Genomic DNA, 20,988 nt, shown 5'->3' with positions numbered 1-20,988 from the left:
TGGAATAAACATAATAAGGGTCAGGCTGTTACGGTTTATCATCTCCGTAACAGCCTGACCCTTAATTCATTGAATATGGGAAATGACTGGTAATGTAACAGTAAATATGGTTCCGGTTTCCGCACTGCTGGCAACACTTATTTTTCCTTTGTGCCGGTCCACAATTGTTTTTGCAATAGAAAGTCCCAGACCGTAGCCGCCTTCTTTGTGGACTCTGGATTTATCAGTTCTGTAAAACCGTTCAAATATGTGCTCTTGCTCGGTGGGTGATATGAGCTCTCCCGTATTGATAATGGTAAGTACTCCGTGACCAGCCTGTTTTTTAAGAAAAACGGATACAGAGCCATTGGCACCGGCATACTTGCAGGCATTATCCAAAAGAATGGTTATTAACTGTTTAAACTGGGCTTCCATTCCTTCTATAAAAACATCAGTCTGAATGTCATTATCCAGAGTAACCTTGCTTTCAAAAGCGACCGATTCAAAGAGCAACACACCATTTAAAACCAGTTCACTGAAATCAAGAGGGAGCTTTGAGATCTGAACTGCTTCTACGGATTCCGTATCCGAGCGGGCAAGGAAAAGAAGTTCTTCCACCAGCTGTCTCATCCGATCCGCTTCCTCTTTCGTATTCATCAGCCATTTTTCCTGCTCTTTGATGGTGCGCTCTTTATGGGTGGAGAGAATCTGTAAATTCGCCAGTATCACAGTAAGAGGAGTTTTTAATTCATGAGATGCATCGGCTATAAACTGATTTTGCTGATCCCAGGCTTTTTTTACAGGCTTTAACGCCAGATGAGAAAGAAACAGGCTTAAAATAAAAAATAATATGATAGCTGTAAGGAAGACCAGAATGCAGTTAACCAGTAAAACCTCTAAGGCATCCCGTTCATAGCTTTGATCTGCAAAACCAATTTCCATTCCGTTCCTTCCGGGCATTTTCATATAACGGAGAGAGTAATCTTTTAAGACCCCTTCTGTACTGTCTGTACCATTGACCAGCTTTATTAAGGATGAGGCTAATTCATCAGATACTGTAATATTATTTTCCTCAATTTTTTCAATGGTATTATCGGATTTTAATGTGATGATAAATACAGGGATGATAGGCAGCGGATTTTTTCTCGGCCGCCGGCCAAATTCCACCTTGTCTGGCGGCATTTTAAAACGTTCATGACTCAGGGACTGAATGAGAGCCATGGAGGTATCCCTCATGATCCGTTTCCGGTTTGAGACGTAAAATGTACCCATTACTACGGCAAGTATACTGATAACAAAGCACATATTAGTGAGTATAAACTTGATTCTTAACTTCTTAATCATTTGGATTCCTCCAGGCGGTATCCTACCTTTCGTACAGTGGTAATCTCTGCTTTTGAACCAAGAAAATGAAACTTTTTACGTAGAAATGAGATATAAGCTTCTACGTTATTATCCTCCGCATCCGAGTCAGATCCCCATACCCGGTTGATTAAAGTATCCTTTGATATAATTTTTCCGATATTGCTCATAAGGATTCTTAACACTTCGAATTCTTTATAGCCCAGATGAATGGATTTGGTTTTACACCACAAATCATTGGTTGACAGATTTAATTTTAAATCTCCAAACACCATTTCTTCTACGATTACTTCCCCCTGTCTGCGGGAAAGCGCCCGGATACGAGCCAGTAGTTCTTCCGGTATAAATGGTTTTGTCATATAATCATCGGCACCTTTATCCAGTCCGGTTACTTTATCACTTACGTTGTCACGCGCTGTAAGCATTAGTATGGGAGTCTGTATTTTAGCTTCCCGAAGCTTCTCAACAATCTGAAAACCATTCTCACCAGGGAGCATCACGTCCAGAATTATCACATCATATTCTCCTGACAGACCGCAGTATAAACCATCTTTTCCGTTAAAAACCAGATCAGTCTGATAATGCTGTTCCTTCATAATCTGTCCTATGGCTTCTGCCAGTCTGACTTCATCTTCCACAATTAACAGTTTCATGGTTAAGCTCTCCTTTGCTTTATTTATTATAGCCTTAAAAATTCATTTAAGCAATCAAATGCCTGTTTTTTCATTATAAGGGTACTGCCTTAAAATAAGCTGAAATACTAAAAACCAGACAGTTCTTAATTTCAGGTTAATTTCAGTTTCCCATCACAAAGCCATCACAACGATTTGTTAAGATATTAAGAAATCTTATAAAGGAGAGGAGAAACTTAAATGAATGCACGAAGAGCGGCGGCTTCACTAGCAATTGTTTTGGCTGCGACGGCGGTTACACCGATGAGAGCAGAGGCATCAGCCAATTTTGATTTAAGAAAAAAAGTCATCGGTATATCGGGTATTATGAATATAACCAATACCGCTATGTCTGTCACACGCGGAGAATTTGCCGCCATGCTGGTAAATGCTTCTTCTTACCGAAGCACAGTAAGCAGTTTAAGCAATACTTCTGTATTTGCGGATGTGCCAAGAGATGGTGAATATTCGGCTCAGATCCGGATTGCGGCAGAACAGGGGTGGATGAATGGTTATCTGGGAGGTGTATTTAAACCGGATGATTACATAACCCTTCAGGATGCAGTAAAAGGGGTTCTGGCATTATTGGGATATAAGAACACTGATTTTACAGGTGACCAGACAGGATCCAGACTTTCCAAATACCATTTTCTTGAACTGGATGAAAATATTAACAGGGAAGCCCAGGAAGTATTGAAAAAGGATGACTGCATCAACCTGTTTTATAATCTGCTGAAGACAAATAATACCTCCGGGACCATGTATGGAAAGATTTTAGATTGTGAATTGACCGAAGATGGAGAAATCAATCCGTTTACCATGGTGGATAACAGCTTAAAGGGACCCAAAGTGGTTCGAAGCAAGAGCAGTCTGAACAATTATCTGCCCTTTAAACTCAAAGATGCCAATGTGTATCTGGATGGGGAGGCAGTGTCCAATTCCAGTGATGCGATTACTGTGGCACTGGAAAGTTCCGATGGAGTACTGGTTTATTATCATTCCTTGTCCAAAACGGTATGGCTTTATACGGTTGGGACGGAAAATGAAAGCGGGCGGTCCGCGGCATTTGGTGAAATTACAAACATCGTTTATAATTCCACAGATTTAATGAATCCAAGTGCCATCATTCTGGATGATGGAAACACTTATACTCTTACCAGCACCGAGATGCAGTTCGCATTTTCTTCATATGGGGATTTGAGAGTCGGAGATACCGTAAATCTTGTTTATACCCTTTCCACCAATAGCAACGGAGATGAAACAAGGACTGTCATTGATTATATAGAAGATTAGCGGGAGAGGCCGGAATGAAAAAAATCATCCAGAAAATTTTAAAAAGTGATCAGAAAAAAAGAAATGGAAAGCGGAAAAAGATTTTTATTATTCTGCTTCTGATCATTGCTGCATTGGCAGGGATATTTTTTGCTTTCTCATACAAAAAGAGTAAGGAAGCAAATGCCCAGGCAAAAAAAATCAAAACTGCAGTTGTAACAAAAAGAGACATCTCATCAAAATTATCTTCTTCCGGAACCATTTCTCCAAAGAATACTTATGATATCACCTCGCTGGCGGAAGGAGAGGTGATAGAAGCCAATTTTGAAGAGGGTGATGAAGTGGAAAAGGGTCAGGTTTTATACCGGATTGACAGCTCTTCGGCGGAAACCCAGCTGACCTCTGCAAACAATTCTCTTGAACGGGCACAGGAAAGTTATCAGGTAGCATTGGATAATTATAATGATGCTTTAACGGATTACAGTCAAAATACATATAAATCTACGGAAACTGGATATATCAGTTCATTGTCTATAAAAGAAGGGGATAAAATCAGTGATAAAACGGAAATAGCCTCTATTGTAGATGACAGCATTATGAAAATCAAGCTTCCGTTTCTCTCTGGAGAGGCAGCCCAGATACCGGTTGGAAGCACCGCAGTTTTAACTCTTTCGGATACGGGCGAACAGGTAAATGGAACGGTCGTTTCTGTAGGAAACATGGATGTAACCCTGACTGGAGGCAGAATTGTCCGCTATGTCACCATGGAAGTCCAAAACCCCGGAGGTCTGACAAAGGATATTTCTGCAACGGCAACAGCGGGAGGTTTTGTATGTACGATGGAGGGGACATTTGAAGCAAAACTTGAGACCACAATGAAAGCGGATCTTCCGTCAGGAGTTGAGGTAAGTGCATTGCTTGTGCATGAGGGTGACTACGTGACCAAAGGAACTCCGGTTTTTACCATAGAAAGCAAAAGTGCGGCAGCCCTTATTCGTACCTATAAGGATGCCCTGGATAAAGCAGAATCATCTCTGGAGTCTGCGAAAAATTCTCTGGATAACACTCAGGAAACCTACGATAATTATACGATTACTGCACCTATATCAGGTAAAGTAATTACAAAAAGCATCAAGGTGGGAGATAAGATTACAAAGAGCACCAGCGGCAGCACTACACTTGCAACGATCTATGACATGTCCAATTATACCTTTGAAATGAGTGTGGATGAGCTGGATGTCAAATCAGTGGCAGTGGGGCAGAAGGTGGAAATTACTGCTGATGCTGTAAGCGGAAAGACATTTTCCGGTACAGTTACCAATGTAAGTCTGAAAAGCACCACAACCGATGGGGTAACAAACTATCCGGTTACCATTACCTTAGATGATGGCATGGACGACCTGCTTCCCGGCATGAATGTGGATGGGGTCATTGTGTTAAATGAGGCTTCTGACGTGCTTACCATTCCGGCCGATGCACTGATACGGGGTAATAATGTTTATATAAAGGATGATACTGTAAAAGAAGCAAATGGAGCTGTCCCGGCAGGATTTAAAGAAGTTGAAGTGAAAACCGGATTAATTAATGATGATTATGTGGAAATAACTTCGGGCCTTGAAGAAAATCAGGAAGTCTATGTTGCTCAGACTACAGTAAGCAATACCAGTAAAAACGCCGGAATGCCAGGAGAAATGGGAGGTCCTCCAGGGGGAATGGGCGGTAACATGGAACGGACAGGACGAAGTGGAAGCGGAAGTGGAAATAATAATAACAGAGGTAACAGCGGCGGCGGTCAGTCCCGTTCAAAATAATGAGGAGGAATGGAATGTGGCAGAGCCCTTAATTGAATTAAAGGAGATCTACAAGGTATATCAGATGGGAGAGGAAGAGGTACGTGCAAATGACGGAGTGACCATGACCATATTCCGGGGAGAATTTGTTGCCATCGTGGGCAAGTCAGGCAGCGGGAAATCCACTCTTATGAATATTATAGGCGCTCTTGACGTTCCAAGTGATGGTACATATCTCCTGGGTGGAGAAGATGTGGGAAGTATGACTGACAATCAGCTGGCACAGATCCGGAACAAAATGATCGGCTTTATTTTTCAGCAGTACAATCTGCTCCCCAAATTAAACCTTCTGGAAAATGTGGAACTGCCCTTACTCTATGCCGGAGCCGGAACTGAAGAGCGAAAAGAACGGGCCATGGCGTCTCTGGAGCGGGTAGGACTGGCAGACAAGTGGAGAAATCTCCCAAACCAGTTATCGGGCGGACAGCAGCAAAGAGTATCCATAGCCAGAGCTCTGGCTGGAAATCCTTCTCTGATTCTGGCAGATGAACCCACAGGTGCACTGGACTCCAAAACCAGCCGGGATGTACTGGATTTCTTAAAGGAACTAAATAATGAGGGCAACACCATTGTAATGATTACTCATGACAGCAGCATTGCTTTAGAAGCACGGCGGGTAATAAGGGTACACGATGGTAAGATTAATTTCGATGGAGACGTAAATGAATATTCTGCAATCCTTTAAAATGGCTCTGAAAAGTATCTGGGGGAATAAGATGCGTTCTTTTCTCACCATGCTGGGTATTATTATAGGTGTGGCATCGGTAATTATCCTGGTCAGTATTGTAAATGGTCAGATGTCTTATATGAAGGACAGCTTTACCAGTATGGGTACCAATCAGATGACGGTCCGTTTAACCAACTTAACAACCAGATATGCAGATGTAGACGAAATGTACCAGTTTTATAACGATAACAAGAATTTATTTTCCCATATGACACCAAGTGTATCGGTGAGTGCCACGTTGAAATATGGAACAGAATCTCTGGATGATACCACAGTAACAGGAGTCAGTGAGGATTATTTAGGCATGAAGGATCAGACTCTTGACGCAGGACGTTTTATTTCCTATTCTGATATTGCTTCCAGACAGAAGGTGTGTGTGGCAGGGTATTACATTGCCTGGAAATTATATGGAAGCGTGGAGAATGCCTTAGACAAAACAATTAAAATAAATGGAAGCGCTTACCGGATTGTAGGGGTCATATCCAGACAGGATGAGGATGAACTGGAAGCCGGAGGAACGGATGATATTTTATATCTTCCATACAGCAGCGCTGCAAAAATGAACAATACAGCAAAAATCAGCAATTATGTGTTTGCAACATCAGATACAGATTATACGGCAAAAGCCAAAGAGTCCCTGGAAACATTTTTGATGGGTATATACAAAGATGACAGTCTGTTCCGCGTCACTGCAATGAGTGAGATGCTGGAATCGTTAGATTCCATGATTGCCATGATGTCCATGGTCCTTGGGGGTATTGCCGGAATTTCACTTCTGGTGGCAGGTGTGGGAGTTATGAATATTATGCTGGTATCAGTATCGGAACGAACCAGGGAAATCGGAATCAGGAAGGCTCTGGGAGCAAAAAAGAAACACATTATGCAGCAGTTTGTAATTGAAGCGGCTGTCACCAGTTCTCTTGGAGGAGTGGTTGGGATTGTAGTGGGCTCCGTAGCAACCACACTGGTGGGAGCTGCCATTGGAATTGATGCAACACCTACGCCGGGCGCGGTGATTGTATCGTTTAGTGTATCAGTGGGAATCGGACTTTTGTTTGGATACATGCCGGCCAGCCGTGCTGCCAACTTAAGCCCTATTGATGCACTTCGAAGTGAATAACAAAGGAATAATTTCTTGCAAATGTGTCATAGGAGTGATACTATTTGCATAGGTACCAAAGGAGTAGCTCTTTTACGGCTACTCCTTTTCGGGCGTAAGAGAATCTTTGTGATAGGAAAGGATAATGAGAATGAATGTTGCAGATATGCATTGTGATACCATAGCGGAGCTTTATTACAGAAGGCAGGCGGGAAAAGAAGGTTCTATCTTAAAAAATGACTGCCATATCGATTTGGAGAGAATGAAAAAAGGGAATTACTGTCTGCAGAATTTTGCCCTGTTTACAGAACTGACAAAGCATGAAAGACCATTTGAATACTGCATGAAGCTGCTGGACTTATTTTATACGGAACTGGAATTGTATGGGGATTTAATTGGAATTGTCACAACATATGAGGATATTGAGAAAAACCGGAAGGAAGGCCGGATGTCTGCCATGCTTACCATTGAGGAGGGCGGTGTCTGTCAGGGGGAAACGGCATTTTTGCGTAATTTTTACCGCCTGGGAGTCCGGATGATGACGCTTACCTGGAATCACATCAATGAACTGGCTTATCCAAACCGAATCCGCATTGAGAAAGAAGAAGCATTTTTTGAACCGGAAACCGAACACGGGCTTACCGAAACGGGGATTGTTTTTGTGGAGGAGATGGAACATCTGGGCATGATTATTGATGTATCTCATTTATCCGATGCAGGTATTTATGATGTGTTCCGTCACACGAAAAAACCTTTTGTGGCAAGTCACTCCAATGCAAGAACCATAGCATCCAATCCGAGGAATTTAACCGACGAGATGATAAAAATGCTGGCAGAGCGGGGCGGAGTTACAGGAATTAATTTTTGCGGGGATTTTCTTCATGACTGGAAGAAAGGGGAGAAGTCACTTAGCCGCATTCAGGATATGGTCTCACATATAAAGCATTTAAAGAAGATCGGAGGAATTGGCTGCATTGGCCTGGGATCGGATTTTGATGGCATCGGAGGAGAGCTGGAGATGAAGTCTCCGGAAGATCTGCCACTTTTAGAAGCATGCATGAAAAAAGAAGGCTTCTCCGATTCTGAAATTGAGGCTGTTTTTTATGGCAATGTACTTCGTGTATATAAAGAAATTTTACAGTAAGACAAAATTTTACATAAATTTTACAATTGCATGCATAATACTTTACATAGATTTGATATGATGCTTACATAACATGACTTGTCATGAAATACAGGAGGATGATATGTCAATTACGGATGTACAAATGCTGTTTCAGTTTATCGGGGGGCTGGGGATGTTCCTTTACGGAATGGATGCCATGGCTGATGGACTACAGAAATCTGCAGGACATAAGATGCAGCAATTGCTTGGAGCATTAACAAGCAATCGGCTGATGGGTGTTTTGCTTGGAACGGGAATTACCGCTATCATTCAGAGCAGTTCTGCCACTACAGTAATGGTGGTTGGATTTGTCAACGCCGGTATCATTAATCTTCAGCAGGCAGTGGGCATCATTATGGGTGCAAACATTGGTACAACTGTTACCAGCTGGATCGTCTCCATGAGTGAATGGGGAGAAATGTTAAAGCCGGAATTTTTTGCGCCTGCACTGGTGGGCGTTGGCGCTCTTTTTAATTTATTTGCAAAGAGTGAAAAGAAAAAACAAATCGGTCAGATTTTAGTTGGTTTTGGTGTTTTGTTTATTGGTCTTACTTTTATGTCTGTATCCATTACCCCTTACAAAGATGCTCCCATATTCGGACAGGCATTTTCTGTACTTGGCAGAAATCCCATCCTTGGAATACTGGCGGGACTTGTGGTAACCGGCATTATACAAAGTTCTTCCGCTTCTGTGGGTATTTTACAGACACTTGCACTCAATGGAATTGTTAACTGGCAATCTGCTATTTTTATCACATTGGGGCAGAATATCGGTACCTGCGTAACTGCATTGCTTTCCAGTCTGGGAGCGAACCGTACCGCCAAACGTGCTGCTGTGATACATCTTCTCTTTAATGTAGTGGGTGCCTTTATTTTTGGAATAATTATGTTTATTCTATTTAAGCTGAATCCGGTACTTGCATCCTCTTCTATTACCAGCGTAGAGATATCCATATTCCATACGGTATTTAACGTAACGAATACCATTATCTTATTTCCTTTTGCAGGGCTTCTTGTGAAAGCTTCCGGGATTTTTGTGCGGAGTAAAGAAAAAGAAGAAGAGCAGGATCCTGAAAGCGAAATGAAACGTCATTTGGATGAGAGAATTCTGGAAACTCCTTCCTTTGCCATTGAAAATGTAAATCACCAGGTGGTGAATATGGGATATGCTGCACTTGAAAATTTTGATGTGGCAGCAGATGCTCTTTTGAGCAGTGACGTATCCGAAATAAAGCAGGTGGAGAAGCTGGAACAAAAGATTGATCATTATGAGAAACTGCTGACAGATTATCTAATAAAAATCAATAATCAATCCTTAAATGAAGAACAGCATATGCTTGTTAAAAACCTTTTCTATACAGTCAGTGACTTTGAACGTGTCAGCGATCACTGTGAAAACTTATCAGAGCTTGCAGCGGAAAAAGCCAACCGTAAGATTATCTTTTCCAAGGAAGCAGAAAGCGAAATGAGAGAAATGCTGAACGCTGTACGCTCTTCTTTGGAACATGCTGTGAAAGCAAGAGAAACTTCCGATATGTCAGAAGTACGTGCTGTCGTTCACAGTGAGGAAAATGTAGACAGCCTGGAAGAAGAATTAAGAGAACGTCATATTGAACGTTTGTCTGCCCAGACTTGTAAACCGGAAAACGGAGTCATATTTTTGGATGCATTAAGTAACCTGGAGAGAATTTCTGACCATGCACATAACATTGCAGGTTACGTAAAGGAAGAAATATAAGAAACATACTTAAACTTTTTTAGACAGAAAGGAGAATGTATGGAACGAATCTATGTGGTAGAGGATGATGACAATATCAGGGACTTAATAAAAATTGCCCTGGAAGGCTTTGGGTATGAGGTGTCTGCGCATGAACTGGCAGAGGAAGCCTTAAAGTGTATGGAAACGGACAAACCCGCACTGGCTGTCTTTGATCTTATGCTTCCTGGTATGGACGGATTGTCGGCGATACGTAAAATCCGGAAAAATGATTCATTAAAAGACATTCCCATTCTTGTCCTGACAGCGAAAGACCGGGAGTTTGACAAAGTGGCCGGTCTGGATGGCGGTGCAGATGACTATATGACAAAACCCTTTGGCGTCATGGAACTTGCGGCGCGCATCCGCAGTCTGTTACGCCGGAGTACAAAAAATCAGGGATCTGAGGATGAACTGGAACAGTATTGCCTGAATTTAAACAAGAAGACCAGAGAAGTTTACTGTGACGGAGTAAAGGTTGAGCTTACCTTAAAAGAGTTTGAACTGCTGCAATATCTTATGGAGAATCACAATAAAGTAGTGACCAGAGACGAACTGCTTAATCACATCTGGGGATATGATTATGATGGGGAAACCCGGACTCTTGACATGCACATCCGTACGCTGCGGCAGAAGCTGGGGGAGAACGGCGGTTCCTGCATTAAGACGGTTCGAGGGGTGGGTTACCGCTTTATTAAAACGGAAGAATGATGGAAAAAAACAGGCGGTATAAAATGGCAGAAGGAGGCACTATGAAACAGGCGATCTTTTTAAAATTTATTCAGATTATTCTTGTAGTACTGGTGTTAAGCAGTTCTATATTTTATATTGCCTCCAGCAGTGCTTTGCTTAAAAATTCCAGAAAAGACATGAAATATACATTAAAGGCTATGGATGAGGTTCTTGATTACAACGGGGATTTAGAGAAGGAAATCGGAGACCTGAAGCCAACATTAAGTGAAAACCGTAGCCGTTTCACCGTCATTAGCCTTGATGGAACCGTAGCGGCCGATACTGGAGAAGTACCGGTCGCTTCTTTGGATAATCACGGAGACCGGGAAGAGGTAAAGGAGGCACTGGCAGATGGGTCAGGAACTGCCAGACGTTATTCAAAGACCCTAAAGGAGAGTATGCTTTATGTTGCAATCCGCTCTTCCAAATCCGATTACATTCTTCGAATGGCAATTCCCTATACCGGTATGAAAGAAAATTTAATTCTTCTTCTCCCTGCGGTATGGCTTAGTTTTCTTGCTGCAATCATGTATTCTGCTTTTTCTGCAGATAGTTTCGCTGAGTCGATCACCCGGCCTCTGAAAGAAATATCCCAGGAAATGTTAAAGGTAAACGGTGATTATACAGATCTTTCTTTTGAGCGATATCAGTATCCGGAAATTAATATCATAGCAGAAACCACCACCAGGATGTCAAAGAATGTAAAAGATTATCTGACTCAGATTGAACGGGAAAAGCAGATCCGCCAGGAATTTTTCAGCAACGCTTCTCATGAGTTAAAAACTCCCATTACATCGGTACAGGGCTATGCGGAACTTTTGGAAAGCGGGATTATACAGGATGAAGCACAAAAGGCAGATTTTATAAAGCGCATTAAAAAAGAAGCGGGTAATATGAATAACCTGATTAATGATATTCTTATGATATCCCGTCTGGAGACAAAAGAGGCAGAGGTTTTAAAAAGCGATGTACGCCTTTCCATATTGGTAGAGGATATCATTGAATCCTTAGAACCCCTTGCAGCTTCCCACGAAGTTCTTCTTCATATGGACTGTAAGCCGGTCTGTATCTATGCCAACGGCCAGCAGATGAAGGAATTAATTGGCAATCTGGTCAGCAATGCGGTAAAATATAATAAACCAGGGGGAGAGGTATGGATCACAGTTCGTGAGGAAGACCGCAATGTGATTATACGGGTAAAAGATAATGGGATGGGGATTCCAAAAGAATCATTAGGGCGTATATTTGAACGGTTCTACCGGGTTGATAAGGGGAGAAGTAAAAAACAGGGCGGAACCGGTCTTGGCCTTTCCATTGTAAAGCATATTGTAAACTTTTATCATGGCACCATTACGGTGGAATCAACCATTGATGTTGGAACGGAATTTATGGTTAAAATTCCGGTCCAGGGAAAAACACTATAAAAAAGCCGTTTCAGGCAGGAGGTGTACGGGTATGGGAAATTTTGTTTTAACCTGTTGTTCCACGGCAGACATGAAAAAGGGATTTTTTGAAAGCCGCAAGATTCCATATGTCTGTTTTCATTACACAATAGATGGGGTAACTTATCCGGATGATTTAGGGGAGAGCATCCCATTTGAAAAATTTTATGAGCGGATTGCCAAAGGGGCAGCACCTTATACCTCTCAGGTAAATGTTGAGGAATACTGCAATTTCTTTGAACCGATTTTAAAAGAAGGAAAGGATATTCTGCATCTGACCCTGTCTTCCGGGATTTCAGGTACTTATAATTCCGCCTGTGTGGCAGCAAGTGAGATGCGCCAGAAATATCCGGGAAAGACCATTATCATACTGGATACACTGGGGGCCTCCTCCGGTTATGGACTTTTAACCGATGCAGCAGCGGATTTGCGGGATAATGGAGCCACATTAGAAGCGGCAGCACAGTGGGTTATGAATAACCGGCTTTCTGTACACCATTGGTTTTTCTCCACAGATCTTACCAGCTTTAAACGGGGAGGTAGAATATCTGCCACTTCTGCCATGCTTGGAACTGTTCTGAATATCTGTCCTCTTATGAATATAGATGATACCGGACATTTAATTCCAAGACAGAAAATAAGGACAAAAAAAAGAGCCATTCAGGAAATGGTAAAAATGATGGAACTCCATGCCCAAAATGGTTCCCGTTATAACGGAAAATGTGTAATTGCCCACTCCGCCTGTGAGACCGATGCAAAAGAGGTGGCGGCACTCATTGAGAGCCGCTTCCCCATGCTGTCAGGAAAAGTAATTATTAACAGCATTGGCTGCGTAATCGGTTCCCACACAGGTCCTGGAACGGTGGCACTATTCTTTTTCGGAGATAAAAGAACGGATTAGTTGTTTAATTCCCCATAATCTGGGCAATCATACGATTGGGCAGGCAGACAATGCTTTCCCCTGTCTGTTCAATTGTGCCCTGATGGATACAGATTTTGTCGGGGCAGGTTGCATCGGAGACGTGCACCTTTCCGCCTTGAATCACAATGCGGTTGGTTCCGCTCTGATATCCGTTTACTAAAATCTCTGCATCATGGTTTAGATCCAGCTTTTCCACAACTTTGCCATCTACGGTGATCTCAAGATATCTGGCAGGCTTTGAAAAAATGATCTTGTTCACAAGGAGGAGAATGCAGGATATTGCTATAATAATAACAATTAATATGACTTCTTTCTTATGCTTTTTAATTTCCATTCTTACAGATCCTCTTACTTATTTTCTATCATTCATAAACAGAAGGGCTTAATAACAAGCCCTGTTTCATTATAACATAAATTTCCCATTCCTTCCAAATATAATTAAAATTTCATAAAGTCGTTGCCGTAACCGTTAAGAGTGTGTTAAAATAAAGTCAAACTTTATAAAACAGGAGGAGATATGAATAAAAGTAACGCAAATGCTAAACGAAACGGATATATTGGGTTAGGAGCCATGATTTTACTGGCTGGCGCTACTGTTTTTGGAACAGATCCACTTTATAAGGCGATTGACAACAGTGTTAGACCCGAAATCTATATTCCGGGTACCTATACAGGTACTGCGAGAGGCTACGGCGGGATCGTCACCGCAGATGTAACAGTATCAGGAAAGACCATTGACTCTATTGTTGTAAATGGAGAAAAGGAAACTCTGCTCAATATGGTATTGCCGGGGCTGACGGATTCCATACTTGGAAAGCAGTCCACAGAGGTGGATGCAGTTTCCGGGGCAACGCTTAGCAGCAATGCCATAAAGGAAGCGGTGGATCAGGCTCTTGCCAAGGCAAGAGGAGAAAAGCCGGAAGATGTACCGGAGACAACGAAAGAGGCTTCTGAGACTTCCGCTTCTTTAAAGGATGGAACCTATACTTATGAATCACCGGAATTTGATGAGAACGGATTCAAAGACCAGGTGAGTATGACCGTGAAGGGGAATGCAATTACAGCCCTTACCTGGGACTGCATAAAGGAAGATGGAACCAAAAAGAGTCAGCTTTCCATGGATGGAAAGTATGTAATGACAGAGAAAGGCCCCAAGTGGCATGAGCAGGCAGAAGCAGTGGTAGGTTATGTTTTAGAGCACCAGTCCCTGGATGGATTGGTGAATGAAAAAGGCTATACCGATTCCGTATCTTCTGTCAGCATCAACTTAATGGGATTTGTAAACGGAGTGAAAGACTGCTTAACCCAGGCCGCCGGTGAAGGTGAGAGTCAGACATCAGCGTTAAAAGAAGGAACCTATACTTACGAATCCCCCAAGTTTGATGAGAACGGATTCAAAGATCAGGTTAGTATGACTGTGAAGGGGAATGCAATTACAGCTCTTACCTGGGACTGCATAAAGGAAGACGGAACCAAAAAGAGCCAGCTTTCCATGGATGGAAAGTATGTAATGACCGAGAAAGGTCCCAAGTGGCATGAGCAGGCAGAAGCGGTGGTCGGTTATGTTTTAGAGCACCAGTCGCTGGACGGATTGGTGAATGAAAAAGGCTATACCGATTCCGTATCTTCTGTCAGCATCAACTTAATGGGATTTGTAAACGGAGTAAAAGACTGCTTAACCCAGGCCGCCGGTGAAGGTGAGAGCCAGACATCAGCGTTAAAAGAAGGAACCTATACTTACGAATCCCCCAAGTTTGATGAGAACGGATTCAAAGATCAGGTTAGTATGACTGTGAAGGGGAATGCAATTACAGCTCTTACCTGGGACTGCATAAAGGAAGACGGAACCAAAAAGAGCCAGCTTTCCATGGATGGAAAGTATGTAATGACAGAGAAAGGTCCCAAGTGGCATGAGCAGGCAGAAGCAGTAGTCGGCTATGTGCTGGAACACCAGTCTTTAGAAGGCCTTGTGAATGATAAAGGTTATACCGATTCCGTATCCTCTGTCAGCATCAACTTAATGGGATTTGTAAACGGAGTGAAAGACTGCTTAACCCAGGCAGCAGGTGAAAGTGAGAGCCAGACATCAGCGTTAAAAGAGGGAACCTATACTTACGAATCCCCCAAGTTTGATGAGAACGGATTTAAAGATCAGGTAAGTATGACCGTTAAGGGAAATGCAATTACAGCTCTTACCTGGGACTGCATAAAGGAAGACGGATCCAAAAAGAGCCAGCTTTCCATGGACGGAAAGTATGTAATGACCGAGAAAGGTCCCAAATGGCATGAACAGGCAGAAGCAGTGGTGGGTTATGTTTTAGAGCACCAGTCACTGGACGGATTGGTGAATGAAAAAGGTTATACCGATTCCGTATCCTCTGTCAGCATCAATTTAATGGGATTTGTGAACGGAGTGAAGGACTGCTTAACCCAGGCGTCAAATCAGTAGAAGTGTATAATCCCGGAAACCGGCAGGAAAAGCCCTTTTCCGGGATTTTTCTTTTTACACAGGCGGGCAAGTGTGATAAGATAAAATCTGCAGGTAAAAAAAGGAGATTTGAAATGAATAAAAAGAAATCGGCACACATGGCCGCACTTTACGGAATGCTGATTGCCCTTGCCTTTGTTCTCAGTTTTGTTGAAAGTCTCATTCCTATTTCCCTGGGCATTCCGGGAGTAAAACTGGGGCTGGCAAATCTGGTGACCGTTGTGGGGCTTTATACGGTGGGAACCACAGGAACCATAGTCGTTTCTCTTCTTAGAATCGTCTTGACAGGATTTACGTTTGGCAACTTATTTGCCATGCTCTACAGCCTGGCTGGCTGGGGGCTGAGTATTGTCATTATGATTCTTTGTAAAAAAAAGAAATGGTTTGGAACTTCGGGAATCAGTATCCTTGGCGGGATCGGTCATAATATCGGACAGATTACGGTTGCGGCATTTGTGGTAAAGCAGGCGGGTGTATTCTTTTATCTTCCGATGCTGTTAATAGCAGGTACGGCAGCAGGGCTTGTCATTGGCATACTGGGGTCGATGATTATCACCAGAATTAGAATTGTTATAAAAAAATTGTATTAAATCAGAAAGATATTATATTGTGTTAAGGCTTTGTCAAAGGTATAATGGGAGAGACAAAAGATGGAATGAAATCCAGGAGGAATAGCAGAATGATTGATAAGGCAATTAAGAAACTGGTAACTTATGGGCTGGATACAGGGCTGATCAGTGAAGATGACCGTTATTATGCAGTAAATCAGATTCTCGACGTATTGTGGATGGACGAGTATGAAGAACCCCAGGAAGAAATGGGGGATATAGATTTGGAGGAGGTGTTAGCCGAACTGCTGGACTATGCCTTTGAAACTGGTATCATTCCTGAAAACAGCACTACATACAGGGATTTGTTTGACACCAAGCTGATGAACTGCCTGATGCCAAGACCAAGTGAAGTGGAAACCAGATTCTGGGGATTATACAATCATCAGTCACCTCAGGCAGCTACTGAGTATTATTATAAGCTGAGCCAGGATTCTGATTATATCAGGCGGTATCGGATTAAGAAGGATATGAGATGGGTGACTGCTTCCAAATATGGAGATCTGGATATCACCATCAATTTATCAAAGCCGGAAAAAGATCCCAAAGCAATCGCAGCTGCGAAGCTTGCAAAACAAAGCGGTTATCCCAAATGTCAGCTTTGCATGGAAAATGAGGGGTATGCAGGGAGAACCGATCATCCTGCCAGAAACAATCACAGAATTATTCGTTTAAAGATCAATGACAGTCAGTGGGGATTTCAATATTCGCCATACGTTTACTATAATGAACACTGTATTGTTTTCAATGGAAAACATACACCAATGAAGATCGAAAGAGATACTTTCGTAAAATTATTTGATTTTGTAAAACAGTTTCCTCATTATTTTCTGGGGTCTAATGCAGACCTTCCCATTGTTGGAGGATCTATTTTATCCCACGACCATTTCCAGGGTGGCAATTATGATTTCGCAATGGCGAAAGCCAGGGAGGAAGAACTGTTTTGCATCAAGGGGTTTGAACATGTGACTGCCGGCATTGTGAAATGGCCTATGACTGTATTACGTACAAGAAGCAGCAACCCGGAGGATTTAATAGAACTTGGGACAAAAGTGCTGGAAGCATGGAGAGCCTATACCGATGAATCTTTATTTGTATTTGCAAACACCGAAGGACAGCCACATAACACCATTACCCCTATTGCAAGAAAACGTGGAGATGAATACGAACTTGATCTGGTACTGAGGAATAATATTACAACGGAAGAATTGCCTTACGGAGTTTATCATCCTCACCAGGAGCTGCACCACATTAAGAAAGAAAACATCGGGTTAATTGAAGTAATGGGACTTGCTGTGCTTCCTTCAAGACTGAAGTCTGAGTTAAATCTTATATCAGAATACCTGCTTGAAGGCAAAGACATAAGAAGCAATGAGTTGATTGAAAAACATGCTGACTGGGTCGATTCCTTCCGTGCAGGGTACCAGTCTTTTACGAAAGACAATGTGGATGAAATATTAGAAAAAGAGGTTGGCCTTGTGTTTGAACGGGTGCTTGAAGATGCAGGTGTGTTTAAATACGATGAGGCAGGAAGAGCCGGATTTAAGCGTTTTCTTACCAGTATGGGGTTTGAACCAGTGTCACAATAGAAAGACTGTGAGACTATCAGAGAGAATCATGTTTGTAATTATCTTCCCTTTGAGTTATATTCTAGTGGGAACGGATGGAAAATCTCCGTTCACTGAATACGGAACCGGACTGATGAGCCGGAGGGGGACATATTAACAGTCATGAAGCAGATAGAAAATAAAACACTGAGAACGCTTACGGAGTATGGACTGATTACGTTCAGTATCTGGATTATGGTGGTGGGGATTTACTTTTTTAAATTTCCCAATAATTTTGCTTTCGGAGGTGTGACCGGGCTTGCGACTGTGATCAGCGCATTAACCCATTGGTCAGCAAGTCAGTTCACGACGATTGTGAACACGGTACTGCTTGTACTTGGATTTCTGTTTTTAGGAAGAAGTTTTGGTGTTAAGACTGTTTACGCCAGTGTCCTGATGTCGGTTTTCTTATATATTCTGGAAAAGGTTTGCCCGATTTCCGGACCATTGACAAAAGAACCGCTGCTGGAATTGATTTTTGCCATACTTTTGCCAAGCGTTGGTACGGCGATCCTGTTTAATATCGGAGCATCCAGCGGAGGAACCGATATTATTGCCATGATACTAAAACGATATACCAGCTTTAACATCGGGACTGTGCTGTTATTAGTGGATGTAACCGGAGTGATCATCGCTTATTTTGTTTTTGGGCCGGAAACCGGACTGTTTTCTTCCCTGGGACTGATGGCTAAATCACTGGTAATTGACGATGTTATTGAGAATATGAATCTTTGCAAATGTTTCAGCATCATCTGTGATGATCCAGCTCCCATTTGTGATTATATTATTCATGGCCTCAATCGAAGTGCTACGGTATATGAAGCCCAGGGGGCTTTCAGTCATCATAAAAAGACGGTGATTCTTACAACGATGAAGCGTTCTCAGGCACTGAAGCTTAGAAATTATATTCGAAATGTAGAACCGTCAGCATTTGTGCTCATTTCTAATTCAAGTGAAATTATTGGCAAGGGTTTTCTTGCCAGTTAAAAGATAAAAAAACCGAAGGACCAATGTTCTTCGGTTTTTTGTATAATAAATACTGCTTATATTGGTAAAAATAAGTCTAAAATCACGAAAATGCACTTTAACACTTTAAAAACACATAAATTTAAAGTAATAAAATTGACGGAGGTTATTTTTTGTAGTATGATACAAATTAAGTTCTTAACAGGACAAGTTTTAGAAGGAAGAGGAGAGAAATTATGAAAAAGAAAGCGAAAGCATTATCCCTGGCTCTTGCAAGTGTTATGATGTTATCCCTTGCTGCATGCTCCGGTAAGGCACCGTCAACAACAGAGACAACGGCTGGCACAACCGCAGCGCAGAGCTCTGAAAAAGCCAGCGAGGCTGCAACCACTGCAGCGGCAAAAACAGCAGATGGAAAACAGTATAAGATCGGAGTTCTTCAGCTGGTTCAGCATACGGCTCTTGATGCTTCTAATAAAGGATTTATTCAGGCCCTTGATGACGCTGGATTAAACTATACCGTTGATCAGCAGAATGCTTCCGGTGACCAGCCAACCTGCCAGACCATAGCAAGCAAGCTGGTGAATGATGGAGATGATTTAATTCTTGCCATAGCAACTCCGGCAGCTCAGGCTGTAGCAGGCGCAACCAGTGAGATCCCGGTTCTTATAACCGCTGTAACCGACCCGGCTGCATCTGACCTGGTTACAAGCAATGAAGCGCCAGGAGGCAATATTACCGGTACCTCAGATCTGACTCCTGTAAAAGAACAGATCTCATTATTAAAGAAGATTCTTCCAGATGCCAAGACTGTCGGTGTTCTTTACTGTACTGCAGAATCCAATTCTGAAATCCAGGCAAAGATGGCAAAAGAAGCAATTGAAGCGGCTGGAATGACCGCGGTGGATTATACCGTTTCAAGTTCCAATGAGATTCAGACCGTTGTTACCTCCATGGTTGGAAAAGTAGATGCCATTTATGCTCCCACAGATAACACCATTGCAGCTGGTATGACTACGGTAGCGATGATTGCCAATGAAAATAAAATTCCTACAATCTGCGGAGAAGAAGGAATGGTAAAAGCAGGCGGACTTGCAACGTATGGGATTGATTACTATGAGCTTGGTTATTTAACCGGCAAGCAGGCAGTGAAAATCTTAACCGAGGGTGCAGATGTTTCTAAAATGCCCATTGAATATCTTCCCCTTGAGAAGTGCAAACTGTCTGTAAACGAAGAAACAGCAAAGACACTGGGGATTGATTTATCCGGTCTGAAATAAGAATAATTATAAATGGAAGAATTGAGCAGGCGGCCTGGAAAACGACCGCCTGTAATCCATAGATGCTTTACATAAAAGATGAATCAGACATTTTTTATGTAAGGCATTTATGCCTGTGAAAAGAAAACATACGGAGGAATGATAGATGAGTGGTTTACTGGTATCCCTTCAGGACGCGGTAGTTCAGGGAGTTTTATGGGGGATTATGGTATTAGGAGTTTATATTACTTATAAGTTGCTTGATATTGCAGATCTGACGGTAGACGGAAGCTTTGCATTAGGCGGCTGTGTCTGCGCCGTAATGATACTTAACTTTCATGTAGATCCCTGGATTGCCCTGGCAGTGGCGGCGATTGCAGGAATGGCAGCTGGTGCAGTAACGGGATTGTTACATACAATCTTTGAAATTCCCGCTATTTTGGCTGGAATATTAACCCAGATCGGATTATGGTCCATTAATCTTCGGATCATGGGAGGGAAGAGTAACGTTCCCCTTTTAAAAACAGATACAATTATGTCCAGATTTATTGATTTTACCGGACTGAATAAACAGATCGCTTCTCTTGTGATCGGTATTGGAATCGCAGTGATCATGATTGCGCTTCTTTACTGGTTTTTTGGAACGGAAATTGGCAGCGCCATGCGTGCAACCGGAAACAACGAATCCATGATCCGTGCCCAGGGCGTTAATACCAACTGGACCAAGCTTCTGGCACTTGTTATCAGCAATGGACTGGTGGGAATTTCAGGCGGACTGGTCTGCCAGAGTCAGAAATATGCAGATATCGGTATGGGTACCGGAGCCATTGTTATCGGTCTTGCTGCCATTGTTATCGGTGAGGTACTGATGGGAAGGCTTCGTTCCTTTGGAAGCAAGCTGACCTCTGCCGTGGTAGGTTCTGTGATTTATTTTGTAATCCGTGCCGTGGTATTAAGAATGGGTATGAATGCCAATGATATGAAACTGTTGTCAGCAGCGATTGTTGCAGTGGCTCTTTGCGTGCCTGTTGTAGTGAGAAAGCTTCGTCTGAAGAAATCTTACACAGAAGGAGGAGAATAATC

At 42.5% G+C, this 20,988-nt stretch carries 18 protein-coding genes; 15 read left to right on the top strand and 3 right to left on the bottom strand.

Going from position 1 to position 20,988, the window contains the following annotated elements; genetic code table 11:
- Window positions 1-66: 66 nt before the first annotated feature.
- Window positions 67-1,323 (bottom strand): sensor histidine kinase, encoded by a 1,257-nt coding sequence (locus BXY41_RS14370; RefSeq protein ID WP_104437549.1) that lies wholly within the window; start codon window positions 1,321-1,323, stop codon window positions 67-69.
- A complete protein-coding gene (locus BXY41_RS14365; RefSeq protein ID WP_104437548.1) occupies window positions 1,320-1,994 on the bottom strand; it encodes a response regulator transcription factor in 675 nt (224 codons plus the stop codon). The genes BXY41_RS14370 and BXY41_RS14365 overlap by 4 nt, the downstream gene beginning before the upstream one ends.
- A gap of 219 nt (window positions 1,995-2,213) precedes the next feature.
- On the opposite strand from BXY41_RS14365, the gene BXY41_RS14360 reads away from it, so the two are divergent.
- From BXY41_RS14360 to BXY41_RS14320, 9 genes are all read left to right on the top strand, one after another.
- Window positions 2,214-3,305, top strand: coding sequence for an S-layer homology domain-containing protein (locus BXY41_RS14360; protein WP_104437547.1), 1,092 nt, complete (start codon window positions 2,214-2,216; stop codon window positions 3,303-3,305).
- A 14-nt stretch (window positions 3,306-3,319) separates the two neighbouring features.
- The gene (locus tag BXY41_RS14355) at window positions 3,320-5,095 is read left to right on the top strand and encodes an HlyD family efflux transporter periplasmic adaptor subunit (RefSeq protein WP_104437546.1); all 1,776 of its coding nucleotides are present in this window, start codon (window positions 3,320-3,322) and stop codon (window positions 5,093-5,095) included.
- Between the two features lie 64 nt (window positions 5,096-5,159).
- Entirely contained in the window at window positions 5,160-5,819 is a 660-nt protein-coding gene (locus tag BXY41_RS14350; protein ID WP_104437670.1) for an ABC transporter ATP-binding protein, read from the top strand.
- The gene (locus BXY41_RS14345; protein ID WP_185140365.1) at window positions 5,803-6,981 is read left to right on the top strand and encodes an ABC transporter permease; all 1,179 of its coding nucleotides are present in this window, start codon (window positions 5,803-5,805) and stop codon (window positions 6,979-6,981) included. Before BXY41_RS14350 ends, BXY41_RS14345 begins: the two co-directional genes overlap by 17 nt.
- Window positions 6,982-7,111: 130 nt before the next feature.
- Window positions 7,112-8,104 (top strand): dipeptidase, encoded by a 993-nt coding sequence (locus BXY41_RS14340; RefSeq protein ID WP_104437669.1) that lies wholly within the window; start codon window positions 7,112-7,114, stop codon window positions 8,102-8,104.
- Between the two features lie 103 nt (window positions 8,105-8,207).
- A complete protein-coding gene (locus BXY41_RS14335) occupies window positions 8,208-9,863 on the top strand; it encodes a Na/Pi cotransporter family protein (protein ID WP_104437545.1) in 1,656 nt (551 codons plus the stop codon).
- 39 nt (window positions 9,864-9,902) lie between these two features.
- Window positions 9,903-10,592 carry a response regulator transcription factor gene (locus BXY41_RS14330; protein ID WP_104437544.1) on the top strand — a complete coding sequence of 230 codons (690 nt, stop codon included), beginning with the start codon at window positions 9,903-9,905 and terminating at the stop codon, window positions 10,590-10,592.
- A 41-nt stretch (window positions 10,593-10,633) separates the two neighbouring features.
- Window positions 10,634-12,037, top strand: coding sequence for a sensor histidine kinase (locus BXY41_RS14325; RefSeq protein WP_104437668.1), 1,404 nt, complete (start codon window positions 10,634-10,636; stop codon window positions 12,035-12,037).
- Window positions 12,038-12,068: 31 nt separating this feature from the next.
- Window positions 12,069-12,956 carry a DegV family protein gene (locus BXY41_RS14320; RefSeq protein WP_104437543.1) on the top strand — a complete coding sequence of 296 codons (888 nt, stop codon included), beginning with the start codon at window positions 12,069-12,071 and terminating at the stop codon, window positions 12,954-12,956.
- A 4-nt stretch (window positions 12,957-12,960) separates the two neighbouring features.
- On the opposite strand, the gene BXY41_RS14315 is transcribed toward BXY41_RS14320, so the two are convergent.
- Entirely contained in the window at window positions 12,961-13,311 is a 351-nt protein-coding gene (locus tag BXY41_RS14315) for a NusG domain II-containing protein (RefSeq protein WP_104437542.1), read from the bottom strand.
- A 183-nt stretch (window positions 13,312-13,494) separates the two neighbouring features.
- Between BXY41_RS14315 and BXY41_RS14310 the strand changes: the two genes are divergently transcribed.
- From BXY41_RS14310 to BXY41_RS14285, 6 genes are all read left to right on the top strand, one after another.
- Window positions 13,495-15,426, top strand: coding sequence for an FMN-binding protein (locus BXY41_RS14310; RefSeq protein ID WP_104437541.1), 1,932 nt, complete (start codon window positions 13,495-13,497; stop codon window positions 15,424-15,426).
- A 113-nt stretch (window positions 15,427-15,539) separates the two neighbouring features.
- Window positions 15,540-16,055 carry a Gx transporter family protein gene (locus tag BXY41_RS14305; RefSeq protein ID WP_104437667.1) on the top strand — a complete coding sequence of 172 codons (516 nt, stop codon included), beginning with the start codon at window positions 15,540-15,542 and terminating at the stop codon, window positions 16,053-16,055.
- Between the two features lie 89 nt (window positions 16,056-16,144).
- Window positions 16,145-17,662: a UDP-glucose--hexose-1-phosphate uridylyltransferase gene (galT, locus tag BXY41_RS14300; RefSeq protein ID WP_104437540.1), complete on the top strand. Its 1,518-nt coding sequence runs from the start codon at window positions 16,145-16,147 to the stop codon at window positions 17,660-17,662.
- Between the two features lie 141 nt (window positions 17,663-17,803).
- Complete coding sequence (locus tag BXY41_RS14295) at window positions 17,804-18,667, top strand: YitT family protein (protein ID WP_104437539.1); 864 nt, start codon at window positions 17,804-17,806, stop codon at window positions 18,665-18,667.
- A gap of 215 nt (window positions 18,668-18,882) precedes the next feature.
- On the top strand, window positions 18,883-19,926 hold the full coding sequence (locus tag BXY41_RS14290; protein ID WP_104437538.1) for an ABC transporter substrate-binding protein: 1,044 nt from the start codon (window positions 18,883-18,885) through the stop codon (window positions 19,924-19,926).
- Between the two features lie 145 nt (window positions 19,927-20,071).
- A complete protein-coding gene (locus BXY41_RS14285; protein ID WP_104437537.1) occupies window positions 20,072-20,986 on the top strand; it encodes an ABC transporter permease in 915 nt (304 codons plus the stop codon).
- Window positions 20,987-20,988 lie beyond the last annotated feature (2 nt).

Source organism: Lacrimispora xylanisolvens, assembly GCF_002934545.1.
GTDB lineage: Bacteria > Bacillota > Clostridia > Lachnospirales > Lachnospiraceae > Lacrimispora > Lacrimispora xylanisolvens.
The sequence above is the reverse complement of the archived record's forward strand: the minus strand, read 5'-3'. Positions and strand labels throughout refer to the sequence as shown.